Genomic DNA, 14,280 nt, shown 5'->3' with positions numbered 1-14,280 from the left:
AAAGGATGAGTGGTGGAATTGATGCAAGTCAATGATCAATCAGAAATTGCTGTTGCCAAAAGTCTGAATACTGCACCAGAATTATTAACAAAATTAGCAAGACATAAAGATATAAAAGTCCGTCAAGCTGTAGCTGGAAATCCTCATACTCCACCATATATTTTATTTCTTTTAGCAGAAGAATTTCCTCAAGAATTTCTGCACAATCCTATTTTCCCCACACTAGATTTAGAAAATCCAGAATTAGTAATTCCCGGTTCATCTCTACAGACAATTTTAGCTTGTGAAGATGCACCTCAAGAATGGTTACACAGATTCGCAATTTCTGGATATCATTATCATTTATTAGGAATTGTGCAGAATCCTCAAGCTAGTAAACAAGTATTACAATTAGCAGCAGAAAATCCCTCTTGTGATGCGTTTATTCATGAATTGATTAAAATGCACGTCAATATTGCCGGAGAAATGGATTCAGGCTGGCAAGAATATGCAGAAAATAAACTACCACAGATTATCGAAGCGAGCTTTTCTAACTTTTCAGAAGTGGGATGTTATGGCAGTAGCCATTCTAAAGGACACTATTATCAATTTATTTTGTGGCAGTTGGGAATTACACCTGATTTACAACTCACTAAAACTTCAGAATATGTGCAAGTAGCCATTGTTAAATTTATTGATGCTCCACCAGCATATTTACAGCAATTGTTAAATATCAAAATTAATATTACCACTCTCATTGAAGTTGCTAAAAATAAAAACACACCTATTGAATGTTTAATTAAACTTGCCCATCATCATAGTCGGGTAATAAGGGAAGCTGCTATGCGTAATCCTAGTTTACCACGGTCAATAGTTAATGATTTTTTTCAAGAAAGATTTTTAGCCACCCATCCTCATACACAAGTAGAAAAGTTACGAGAACTTTGTAGTAGTAAATGGTCATTTATTAGGGTGCGAGTTGCCAGACATCCCAATTTAGAATTAAGTGACCTAAAAATATTAGTTCAATCTGCTGATTGGAGAATCAGAGAATGTGTTGCTAGTCATCCTCGTGCTGATTTCGATATACTCAAACAGCTAACTCAAGATAAGAGCGTTCGTGTTCGTCAAGCAGTGGCGTTAAATAGCCAAACACCGCCAGAATGTCTAGAGCAATTATCAGGCGATCGCAATATATTTGTACGTGCTAATATAGCTAAAAATCCTCATACTCCATTAAAAAATTTTACTGCTTCTTTACCACAACCAAGATAGCCGTATACTGCAAAAACTTGCCTATAATCCTGCTCTTCCACAAGAATTACAGCGGCAATTACAGTTACACTTTCCTCAGACAAAACCTCATAATATTTATCTACACTGGAGATTTTTTTAGCGAACCACATAGCTATGAAGGAACTCAAATTGAAGAAATATCTCAACAAGAACAATATGCACTAGCCACAAGTGCAATGACTCCAATTCCTCAATTATTAGAACTGCTGAGAATTACACCAGTTGATATTTATTGGGAAGCAGTACGTAATATTTGTCAACAGGTGGTTTGCAGTCCTGATATCTCATCAAAATTATTATTAGAAATTTTAGATATCCGGAGTGTAGATGTACATGCAGCAGTAGCTTCTCATCCTCACATCTCTGATGAAATTTGCGAGAGGATAGCCAAATTTAAAGAATATCGATTACGCTTATTGATGTTACAAAATCTCAATATCTCACCAGCATTTATCGAGAAATCATTATACGATAAACATGTAGAAGTTCGTCAATATGCCTTAAAAATATACCAAGAAAAATTGGCAGTCAATGGGAATACAAGTGATTTTATCATTCAATACAATGAGGCTATTAATGAGCATACACCACTGCCAAAATTAGCTGAACTAGCCAAGCATAAATCAGTACTAATCCGTGAAGCTGTTGCTAAAAATCCTCGGATAATAGAAGCGTATAGTAGTCCAAAGAGTGAGAACTACTTAGAAAGACTTGCTAAAGACAGAAATCAATTTGTGCAAATAGCTGTTGCCAATAATATCAATACCCCAATTCATATACTAGAAATTTTGGCTGAGAATTATCAATATGACCATTATGAATATATCTGTCCTCCGTCTGATCATAAGCGTAAAGAGCATAAGGTTTTTATAGCAGCAGTTAAAAGATTAATTCAAATTGCACCTACCATTGCCAGTAAATATCTAGCTAATTTTATCGAACCAAAGTTTCATAACCTCGACACAATACCATTTCGTTTGGCTCTTCTCCAACATCCCGCCGCACCTATTGAATATTTAACTCAAAATTTACAAAAATTACGTTCATTTCCTTGGTATGAACTTTATGTTATTAGCCAACATCCGCAAGTAACCACAGAAATTCTCCAAATTCTCTTGCAAGATGCACATCGAGTTGTCAGAGCATCTGCAAAAGCAAGATTGGATCAAAAACTTCAGCCACACTTAAAGATTAAGTAAAAATCATAATAAAGTTACAAAATTTCTGAAATAACAAAATCATAAGCTGGGAAAACTAGATGCACAGTTGAATATTACAGATAAGTTGATGAGACTAACTTTGGCTGGCTTAAGCTTCATTGGTGCAATTTTCCTATCTACTATTTGTAACAGCAGTGTTGACGCGCAAGTCATCCCTGATAATACCCTTAGCACCACAGTGTCTGGAAGTAGTATGTATACTGTCACAGGTGGTACAATTGTAGCGAAGTGCTGGTAGTATTGACTTGAAAGTCAAAAATGTTGATTTACAAGGAACTTCCCAAAACTTAGTTAATGGTAGCTATCTCAACAGTGCAATCGCAGCTTCTTCTGCTAGTAGTTTTGCTGCTGGTTCTGTCATTATCAAATCAGATTTTGTTCAAGTCAGAGATAGTGCCGAAATCACTGTTAGTAATACAGGTAGCGGCGATGCTGGTAATTTGGATATTACTGCTAATAATATCTTCCTCAAAAATGGAGCAAGTCTGCGTTCGGAGGTCAATGGCGGTAATCAAGGAAATATTCACCTTGAGATCAATGAGGTATTGCTATTACGTTATGGCAGTAAAATCGTTACTAATGCCCTTGGTGCTTCCACAGGGGGAAATATTAATATTAATGCCGGGTTTATTGTGGGTGTAGCCAAGGAAAACAGCGACATTTCTGCAAATGCTGTCTTGGGAAGTGGTGGTAATATCCAAATTACGACTCAAGGTATTTATGGATTAAAATTTCGTGACCAAATCACGCCCAAAAGTTATATTACTGCTAGTTCGCAATTTAGGGTAAATGGTACAGTGCAAGTCAATACTGTCGATGTTGATCCTAATTCGGGTTTAGTAGCATTACCAGCAAATGTCACTGATCCATCTCAACAAATTGCTAGTGGTTGTGCTGGAAATAGTGACAGCAGTTTTGTTGCGACAGGAAGAGGTGGTGTCCCACAAAATCCCACACAAGAACTGAGGAGCGATGTCTAGCGACAAGACGCTTTGTGTCTACGCACTTGGTCTGATATCCGTGATATCTCTGCTTTCCAGACAAAACAAGCCGCACAAGCACAAATACCAAAACCTCAAGCAGTGCTTGTCCAAGCAACTGGCTGGCGACGTAATCCTCAAGGCAAAATTGAACTTGTTGCAGATAACTTTCCCAATCAAATGCAACCATCTTTAACTTGTGCTGGCATTTCCCGACAACATAATTAGTGTGTTCAATTAAAAACTCTCGACACTGAAGGATAGCTTTATGTCCTACAGCGAGTTTAATCGGGAGCATCCACATTTTGGAAGATATACAAGTTTTAGGAGAAGATAAGAGAGACAAACAAGTATGAATCAGTAATGATGAACTAGGATAAACAAGAACAGCTGAAAACTTGCTTATAAGAATTAGCAACACTGCTGTATGAAAAAGCAGACAAAAGTAAGCTGATAGACCTTGAAGGTATAGAAAAAACAATTCGCAGTCAAATCCTGGAACTAGTCAGCCCAGAAATAGCCCGCAGTCACTACAATGGGGGAAATCCGCGCAATGGGCTGCTCTTTTTTTATCGAACAAACAACAAAAACAAAAATCGGTAAAACCAGGAAAATAAAAAGGCTAGTGGGAGAACTTACTCTGAAAACCAAACAACTACAAAAGCTGGGTGTAAAACCAAGAAGTCGGTTAAGTCCCTTACTTCAAAAATGTTGTTTGAGGCTATCAGCCCTGAAAAAAATCTTACCTTTCCAAGCCAAAGTTTATTGTGATGGCAAATTAACTGTCATTCCGACTCTTGAGTTAGTTAGCGGCGATGTGACGCAGTAAACTTTTTCGCCATTCATCTTAATAGCCAACGAATTATGAAAGCAAATTATGGTCAAAACTCTATAACTAGTTTATGCCTCATGCAAACCTTGACATCTGCTTTTATCTTAAAATCTCAAAGGTTTAAATCTTGTTATACGGGCATTGCATATTGATTATTATTAGCAGATACTCAATCGTAATTTTTTCTATTGTAGTACTTAGTAAAAATCTAACCTCATTGCTTTAGCCAATAAAGCATAAAACTCAATATTAAATATTCCGTTTTTTTGGTTACAGTAGTAAGAATAAATAAACTATTTTATTTGTTTAAACAAGCAAAACTTATATTTTTTAGTTTTTCATTAATTGTTATTCTAAAAATAGCTACAGATCAGATCCCTTGCTGGGTAAGAAATACAGCTTTTAACTTGACGTTTTAACTCTTGGGAGAAAACCTAAGCCCTAACTGGCTAAAACCCTTGATTTTTAAGACAAATACTTAATTTGAGTTTAAACTTTGGCATAATATCTATGGAAGAGCCGATTTCTTGGTCTTGTTGGAAAAATTAATTTATGCACCTATAAAAACTTCATTTTTTTACTCTGGTAGCGAAACAAAATATTTTAGCAATCACAGCTAAACTCATTAGTACTCATGCTTAGAATTTATATCATACACTATTTTTTTTAGCAACCATAAAATTCTTGGGTCTAATGACTTTCATAAATTTTATGTTGTTTTGATTAAAAAAAATATTTAAAGTTAAAAAATTACGTAGATTACTGAGATGATATTTTAAAGATAATTTGTTCCCTACATTTATTTATAATTCCTTGACTCGCTTAGATTCGCTGAATCTAATTTTGCGGAGCCTTTCAATGTCTTTAACTAATGAGCTATTGCAAGCTTTAAAGTCAACATTACCGGACAACAATGTAAATATCGTAGTCGCTTACCCAGGTTCTGGTGGTGATGGGCCAAGCTATGTGGATCTCACAATCACCAATGGTAATTTCCTTAACGGACTATATGACACTTATTGCATTGATGCCAATCAAACTATAGTTCCGGGGCAAACCTACCAAGCGCAAGTTTATTCTAGCTATGATGACCCATTGCCCACAGGGATAATTGATAAACCCCAAAACCTAGATGAGATTAACTGGCTAATCAATCAGAAATTCGTTGGACAAACATCTTCTGGAGGTTTTGGTGCTTATACCTCTGGCGATTTACAGGTAGCTATCTGGACTTTACTGGAGAACAGCTTTTCTTCCGGGATATTAAGTACAGTAGGTGCATATAATCAAAACCGAGTTAATGAGCTGGTTAATACAGCCCTTCAAAATGGTGCAGGCTTTGTACCGGGTATTAGCCAAAATGGCATACCTCAAGATATCGCAATTATTGTTGTTCCTGTTAACCAAGCTGGAACTAATGTTGCACAAAGTACGATTAATATTCTCAAGACGGCAGCTCTAGGTGATTTTGTCTGGGAAGACCTCAATGCTAATGGTATTCAGGATGGCAATGAAGCGGGTGTGGAAGGTGTTACTGTTACCCTCATTGGCGGTGGCAAAGATGGTGTAATCGGTACAGCAGATGACACTACTGTCACCACAACCACAGATGCCAATGGTTCTTATCTATTTCCACTTCTTCTGCCTGGTGTAGAGTACCAAGTTACCTTTAGCAATCTACCAACAGGTTTTGTCTTTACCCCCTCCAATCAAGGTAATGATACAACCGATTCTGATGCTGACCCACTCACCGGTCAGACACAAATCATCAAGCTGAATCCACATGAGTTCAATCGTACTATTGATGCAGGTATCTATAGGAAGGCAAGTTTAGGAGACTTCGTATTCAACGATGCCAACAACAACGGCATTCAAGATACAGGAGAAGTTGGAGTTGGTGCAGTCAAAGTCGAACTCATCAACCCCAGTAATGGTAATGTCATCGCTACAACCACAACCGATGGTAGTGGAGGCTATCAATTCAGTAACCTCACCCCAGGAAACTACCAAGTCAGATTCACAGCCCCGACAGGTTACGTATTCTCAGCAGCCAACCAAGGCAATGATGACGCATTAGACAGTGATGCCAACCCCAGCACAGGTATCACCCAAACAGTCACCCTAACATCAGGAGAATTCAACGGCACATTAGATGCAGGCTTAGTCGCCCTAGCCAGTTTAGGTAATTTCGTCTTTGAAGACAAAAACGCCAACGGCATTCAAGATGCAGGAGAAAGTGGAATTAGCAATGCCACAGTCAACCTGTTAAATGCTGCTGGGAATGTCATCGCCACAACTACAACCGATGGTAATGGACTGTATTCATTCACCAACCTGCAACCAGGAGATTATCGAGTCCAATTTGTGCAACCCAATGGCTTCAACGGTATTAGTCCACAGAATGTGGGTGGAAACGATGCCATTGATAGTGATGGATTAACCTCCGATACAGTCAACCTGTCACCAGGAGAAAATGACACCACAGTTGATGCTGGGTTCTACAAAACAGCAGCATTAGGAGACTTCGTATTCAACGATGCCAACAACAACGGCATTCAAGATACAGGAGAAGTTGGAGTTGGTGCAGTCAAAGTCGAACTCATCAACCCCAGTAATGGTAATGTCATCGCTACAACCACAACCGATGGTAGTGGAGGCTATCAATTCAGTGGCTTAATTCCAGGAACTACCAAGTCAGATTCACAGCCCCGACAGGTTACGTATTCTCAGCAGCCAACCAAGGCAATGATGACGCATTAGACAGTGATGCCAACCCCAGCACAGGTATCACCCAAACAGTCACCCTAACATCAGGAGAATTCAACGGCACATTAGATGCAGGCTTAGTCGCCCTAGCCAGTTTAGGTAATTTCGTCTTTGAAGACAAAAACGCCAACGGCATTCAAGATGCAGGAGAAAGTGGAATTAGCAATGCCACAGTCAACCTGTTAAATGCTGCTGGGAATGTCATCGCCACAACTACAACCGATGGTAATGGACTGTATTCATTCACCAACCTGCAACCAGGAGATTATCGAGTCCAATTTGTGCAACCCAATGGCTTCAACGGTATTAGTCCACAGAATGTGGGTGGAAACGATGCCATTGATAGTGATGGATTAACCTCCGATACAGTCAACCTGTCACCAGGAGAAAATGACACCACAGTTGATGCTGGGTTCTACAAAACAGCAGCATTAGGAGACTTCGTATTCAACGATGCCAACAACAACGGCATTCAAGATACAGGAGAAGTTGGAGTTGGTGGTGTAACTGTTACCCTTACTGGTGGCGGTGCAGATGGCATTATCAATGGTATTGGCGATACTACTGTCACCACAACCACCAATGCCAGTGGGAATTACAACTTTACGGGTCTTACACCTGGTCAACAATATCGAGTGGGATTCTCTGGTCTACCAGCAGGATTTCAGTTTACTCAAGCTAATGTAGGTGCTAATGATGCTGTAGATTCTGATGCTGATCCTGGCACTGGACAAACTCAGATTGTTACCCTTGTCTCTGGTGAAAATAATCTCACTTTGGATGCAGGACTAATCAAAAATATTGGTGATTTGTCAATAACGAAAACAGATGGTTTGACAACAGTGGTGCCAGGACAGCAGATAACCTATACCATCGTGGCGCGAAATAATGGTCTGATTACTGCTACCAACGCCCTGGTGAGTGATATCATCCCCAGCAACTTAACCAACGTCACTTGGACAAGTGTTGCTAGTGGAGGTGCAACAGACAACCAAACCAGTGGCACAGGTAATATTAACGATTACGTCACCTTGACAGCAGGTAGCAGCATTACCTACACAGTCACAGGGACGGTAGCGCCTAGCGCAGTATCTACAGGTAGTCTGACCACATTTGACTTCAATGGCAATAGTGCGTTGGATGGAACAGATGGCAATACTCGGACATTCACAAAAGATGGAATTACCGTCACAGCCAAAGCCTTTAGCCGTGTCGATGGCACAAATGGAGCTTGGAGTGCGGCTTATCTGGGTAGCTATGGTGGTGGATTGGGTGTTACCGACAGTAGCGAAGGAGATGGCGGTAACAACACTCACGTCGTTGATAACGTTGGCGGAAGGGATAACTACGTCTTATTCCAGTTCTCAGAAGCAGTGGTGCTGGATAAAGCTTATCTGCAATATGTTCTTCAGGACAGTGATATCTCTGTCTGGATTGGCAACTTTAGCAGTCCCCTGACGACTTTAAATGACTCAGTTCTCAGCAGTTTTGGGTTCTACGAAGTTAACGTTACTACTAGCAGTAGCGATCGCTGGGCGGATGTGAATGCAAGTAATTATGTGGGTAACACCATTGTGATTGCTGCTTTAGACACAGATACCAGCCCAGAGGATCAGTTCAAGATTCGCCACCTTGATGTTCTCAAACCAATTCCTGCTTCTCTAATCAATACTGCAACCATTACTCCTCCCTCTGGTTTCACCGATACCAATCCCAACAATAATACTGCTACTGATACTGACACAGTAATTGCCGCTCCTGGCGTGCGTACCCCAGGTTTCTGGGCAAATACTGAGTGGCAGAAGTTCTGGGATGGTATTCAAGGCAATGAGCCATCACAAAAAACATTAGCTAATTTTGCAGACAGCGACCTCCTATTCCCTTCTTATACCAACTCCGCCCAATCGGGAAAGGTTCTTGATCCTGTGACTGGACAGTATAATGCAGGTTTACTCATTGGTGACTACAACCGCAATGGTAAAACTGATGCAGGGGAGAATACCATCTTCTATACTCTCAGCCAAGCACGCCAGATAGTTGATTCCTCATCACATCCTAATGGAGATGTGCGCTACGATCTTGGTCGCTCTTTAGTGGCTAGTTGGTTGAATTATCTCGCTGGCAACCCCATTGACACCGCCAATACCAGTGATAAGGATGCTCGATACTATATCAACGAAGGCATCAATTGGTTGCAAGCTGTAACTCCAGATGAAAATGGTGATAAGAAAGGTGATGGCGCGTTAAATCAACTTACTGGTAGCAGTGTCAATAGCCCACGCATAGATAATTACTGGAGTCAAGGTATTTCCAGTGCATCTAATTTGCCAAGTCCGTACAACTCCAATACCAATGTTATCTATCCTTTAGATGCTGGCAGTCTGATTACTAGCAAACTAGATGATTACAACAACGGTTTGGGGCTGGCAGATCATGTTTTCTACGGAGGAAACGCATAGCAGACTGGGAGAAAAAGCATTTTGATTGAAATAATCAATCAAAATGCTCTTGTCTTTTCGAGTCTGTAAAAAAACTTGGTACTACTTTGCAGAATTGATCTGAGCGCATTGAGCAAATGTAGCTTAGATCAATTCCTACATTCTCTTTAAATTATAAGAATTGCGATCTGTTCAATTAAGATATCTTCGCAAATAAGCTCCGTAATGATTTTTCATAACCATTTGTAACTTCATTTTCTTACGTTAAAAAGATGAATATTACCGACTCATTAGTTCAAGTTGCGAACTCTAATTTATTAGAAGAATGGACAAATACAAAAACAGATTATCCCAGAGATGCGACCATTCATGAATTATTTAAAATTCAAGTATTAACAACACCTAACTCTGTCGCTATTGAGTATAAACAGCAGAAAATAACTTATCAAGAAATTGAAAACAAATCAAATCAATTGGCTGCTTATTTATGCCAAGTTGGGGTGACAACAGAAACTTTAGTAGCTTTATATTTAGACCGTTCTCCTGATGTAATTATCACTATTTTAGCTATTTTAAAAGCAGGTGGAGCTTATTTGCCATTAGATACTGCTGCTCCTGTAGAACGCTTAAAAACTATTCTACAAGATGCAAGATCATCTGTTTTAATTACTCAAAAACACCAGTTAAATCATCTAGCATCAATTACAAATCATCTTCAAACTATCTGTATTGATGAGCAAAATAATTTAACCAATATTTCTGATGATATTGTTCTGTATGGTGAAGTTACTTGCCATAATTTAGCTTATGTAATGTACACATCAGGTTCAACAGGTAAACCCAAAGGTGTGTGCATAACACATCGTGGTGTTGTACGACTCGTTAAAAATACAAATTATGCTAATTTTAGTGTTGATGAGGTTATTTTACAACTTGCTTCTATTGCCTTTGATGCAGCAACATTTGAAATTTGGGGTGCTTTATTAAATGGTGGCAAATTGGTGATTATGCCAATTAAAACACCATCATTGCAAGAAATTGGCACAGCGATTAAACAATATCATGTTACTACATTATGGTTAACCGCAGGATTATTTAATTTAATAGTGGAAGAACAGATAGAAAATCTAAAATCCTTGCGTCAACTTTTAGCAGGAGGAGATGTTTTATCAAAGTATCATGTCAAGAAAGTTTTGGAAGAATTACCAGAGTGTCAATTAATCAATGGTTATGGCCCTACAGAAAATACGACCTTTACCTGTTGCCATAAAATTACTGTTAAGGATTTGCAAAAAGACTCAATTCCTATTGGTCATCCGATTGCGAATACTCAAGTTTATATACTTGACGATATTTTACAAGTAGTTCCCGTTGGTATGCCAGGAGAACTTTATATTGGTGGTGATGGGTTAGCGAGGGGTTATTTGAATAGACCAGATTTAACCGCAGAAAAATTTATTCAAAATCCTTTTAGTGATGACCCCAATTCGCGTCTTTATAAAACAGGCGATCGCGCTCGCTGGCTACCTGATGGCACAATTGAGTTTTTGGGAAGAATTGATTTTCAAGTCAAAATTCGAGGCTTTCGGGTCGAACTAGGTGAAATTGAGGCAGTTCTGGCACAGCACCCATCGGTGCGATCAGTCGTTGTACTCGCCCAGGAATATCAGCCAGGGGACAAGCGATTAGTAGCATATTTTACTCAAGAAGCAAACATTGGTGCAGTAAATTCTAGTGAATTACGCCATTTTCTCCAACAGAAATTGCCAAATTATATGATTCCGTCGGCTTTTATTTTGTTGGATCAGTTACCTCTGAATGCTAATGGTAAGGTGGATCGAAATGCTCTACCTAACTTGGAGAATCTCTGCATACATATAGACAGCAATTTTGTGTTACCTCGTACCCCAACCGAAAAAATACTAGCTAACATTTGGGCAGAGGTTTTAGGGTTTCAAGTGGGAATTTATCAACCATTTTTAGAAGTAGGTGGACACTCTCTTCATGCTACTCAGATTGTTTCTCGCGTGCGGGACTGTTTTAGAGTAGATTTACCTGTTTCCGCAGTCCTAGAAGCATCGACAATTTTTGAGTTGAGTCAACAGATTGAGTCAGCAAATCAACAAGCAGACTCTCTTATGAGTATTCCTGAATTGCCAGAAATTTCAGATAAAAACAACCTACCTTTGTCGGTATATCAAGAACGATTATGGTTGTTAGAACAAAAATCTGGTCTTAGACCGATTTACAACCTACCAATGGTGTTTCGACTGACAGGAACTTTGCATATTGCGAGTTTGGAACAGGCAATTAACACAATTATTCAACGACATGAATCGCTGCGAACTACCTTTCCAGTTGTAGAAGGGCTACCGATTCAACACATTGCTGCTGAATTGAAGATTTCCATTCTCGTCCAACAAATTGAAAACTATGGGGAAATGGAGATCCAAAGTTTAGTTGATGCAGAAGCCAGACAGACATTTAACCTTAAACAAGAGCCACCCATCCGGGCGCGATTACTGCGATTGACCGAGAAAGATCATATATTGATGATCACGATACATCACATTGCTGCTGATGGCTGGTCATTAGGAATTTTTAACCAAGAATTATCCGTTCTCTATAAAGCTTATACACAACAATCTCCGTCTCCTCTGGCTCCACCATTATTTCAATACAGCAATTTTAGCCTTTGGCATCGACAATGGTTTCAGCAGCCACAGGTATATACACCTTTAGTAGATTACTGGAGTCGTAAACTAGCGGCTGCGCCTCCCTTACTACAATTACCAAGCGATCGCCCTCGTCCTCAATTACAATCTTTTTCAGGGCGTATCCAATCATTTCACCTTGACTTAGAGTTAACGCAGCAACTAATAAACCTCAGTCAAAAATCTGGCTCTACACTGTTCATGACACTGTTAGCTGGTTTTGCAATTTTACTGCATTCTTATACTAGTAATAAGGACATACTAGTTGGTTCCGCAGTCGCCAACCGCAACCATACCAAAATTGAATCTATAATAGGCTGCTTTTCTAATATTATGCCGCTTTGTATCAGTATAATTGGGAACTCCTCTTTCCTGAACTTGATCAAGCAGATACGGCAAATTGCTTTAGAAGCCTATCCATATCAAGACTTTCCCGTTGAGCATTTGTTGTCTAGTCTACAATCCAGCAGAGATTTAAGTTATTCACCCTGGTATCAGGTGATATTCAATCTACTGAATGTACCTATGAACAATCTAGAGTTAACTGGACTCGATATAGAACCAATACCAGTTGAAAAAGGTACGGCTATATGTGATTTATCAGTTTTGATCTGGGAAACACCTCTAGGATTGGAAGGTATATTTGAATATAATACTGAGCTGTTTGATGCTGCCACAATTGAACAGTTAATCCAAAACTTTCAGATTTTGCTACAAGAACTAGTAAGCAATCCAGACCAGAATATCTTGTCATTGCCAATATTGACCCAAGATAAACAATATTGGCAACAACAAAAAGATAAACTAAATGCTGTCAGAATCCAACCAAGCCGACAACTTTCCCAAGTTACTCATTCTGCGCCTCAAGATGAGTTAGAAAAACAATTGATTAAAATCTGGAAAAAAGTGTTAGGTGTTTCATCTATCGGAGTTAATGATAACTTCTTTCATCTAGGAGGACATTCTTTATTAGCATTGCGTTTATTTGCTGAAATTGAAAAGGCTTTGGACAAAAAACTACCCCTAGCCACACTGTTTCAAGTACCAACAATTAGAGAATTGGCAGAGTTGATACGTCAGACACAAACTGTAGAATCATCTTTCTCTTTCAGTTCTCCTATGTTGAATCCAGAAGATTACCGCAAACTTATAGCAATCACTGCTGGTCGTCAGGGAGAAAAACTTAGACCTGAATCCTTAATTACCAGTCTCAATCATAAAGGTAATAAACAACCATTTTTCTTCTGTGCTAACCGTTTAGATGAAGTATTAGTACTTGCTAAATACATAGGAAAAGAACAACCAATTCATGTTTTAGAGTCAGGTTATTCTGTATTTCTGCATAAACCTACAGAAGAAAACATCAAAGCACTTGCTGCTTATCATATTCATGATATTCTCAACTTGCAACCGCAGGGAGATTATCTGTTAGGTGGTTTTTGTTTTGGGTGTTTACTAGCTTATGAAATTGCAAAACAGCTTGAAAGTCTCGGTAAAAAAGTATCTGTTTTAGTAATAATAGATTTTCCTGCTTATGAGAGGAATTTGTATTACTTTATTACTAAAGTTCACCCAGTGCTTCGTAATATAAAACTTTTTTATAAGCAACCTTATAAATGTATTTTACAGAAAAATAGGAATAAATTGCTCGTACCAATAGATAATTCTCAACAGCTTTATATTATGCGACAAGACTACTCTGGGAAAATTCACCTTTTTTTTGTCTAGTAAATTTATATCTTTATCTCATAAACTATTACGCTTTCTTTTTCCCCGATTTGGGTGGAATGAGCAAAAAATAGCACAAATTTATCATCTACCAGGTAATCACTTCAGTTTGCTCCAAGAACCGCATGTGAAGGTTTTAGCAGATCGATTAACTTTGTTGTTTGATAAGAGAAACTCCTAATTGTATGAGAAGGCTAAAAATTAAATATGGCTGAGAATTAGGAAAGCGAATGATGAGTTTATACCTCACGCAGAGATGCAGAGACGTGGAGAGTTAGATACTCTTTGCGCCTCTGGTGACTGAGCGCAGCACCGCCCTGAGCCTGT

The 14,280-nt window shown here is 38.9% G+C and carries 5 protein-coding genes and 2 pseudogenes; all 7 read left to right on the top strand.

The genetic code is table 11. The features are described from left to right. The first annotated feature begins 21 nt into the window (after positions 1–21). A complete protein-coding gene (locus ACX27_RS15060) occupies positions 22–1,254 on the top strand; it encodes a hypothetical protein (RefSeq protein ID WP_062293937.1) in 1,233 nt (410 codons plus the stop codon). A 17-nt stretch (positions 1,255–1,271) separates the two neighbouring features. Then, positions 1,272–2,474, top strand: a complete 1,203-nt coding sequence (locus ACX27_RS15055; protein ID WP_062293933.1) for a hypothetical protein — start codon at positions 1,272–1,274, stop codon at positions 2,472–2,474. 248 nt (positions 2,475–2,722) lie between these two features. Beyond that, positions 2,723–3,703 (top strand): annotated as a pseudogene (locus tag ACX27_RS15050) (S-layer family protein); the annotation flags it as partial. A gap of 192 nt (positions 3,704–3,895) precedes the next feature. Then, a pseudogene (locus ACX27_RS30940) lies at positions 3,896–4,205 on the top strand (hypothetical protein); the annotation flags it as partial. A 960-nt stretch (positions 4,206–5,165) separates the two neighbouring features. Beyond that, on the top strand, positions 5,166–7,067 hold the full coding sequence (locus ACX27_RS33895; protein ID WP_062293919.1) for an SdrD B-like domain-containing protein: 1,902 nt from the start codon (positions 5,166–5,168) through the stop codon (positions 7,065–7,067). Continuing rightward, positions 6,971–9,532, top strand: coding sequence for an SdrD B-like domain-containing protein (locus tag ACX27_RS33890; RefSeq protein WP_235526674.1), 2,562 nt, complete (start codon positions 6,971–6,973; stop codon positions 9,530–9,532). The genes ACX27_RS33895 and ACX27_RS33890 overlap by 97 nt, the downstream gene beginning before the upstream one ends. A gap of 251 nt (positions 9,533–9,783) precedes the next feature. Further along, the gene (locus ACX27_RS15025) at positions 9,784–13,953 is read left to right on the top strand and encodes a non-ribosomal peptide synthetase (RefSeq protein ID WP_062293914.1); all 4,170 of its coding nucleotides are present in this window, start codon (positions 9,784–9,786) and stop codon (positions 13,951–13,953) included. Positions 13,954–14,280: the final 327 nt, after the last annotated feature.

This window comes from Nostoc piscinale CENA21 (assembly GCF_001298445.1).
Classification (GTDB): domain Bacteria; phylum Cyanobacteriota; class Cyanobacteriia; order Cyanobacteriales; family Nostocaceae; genus Nostoc_B; species Nostoc_B piscinale_A.
The sequence above is the reverse complement of the archived record's forward strand: the minus strand, read 5'-3'. Positions and strand labels throughout refer to the sequence as shown.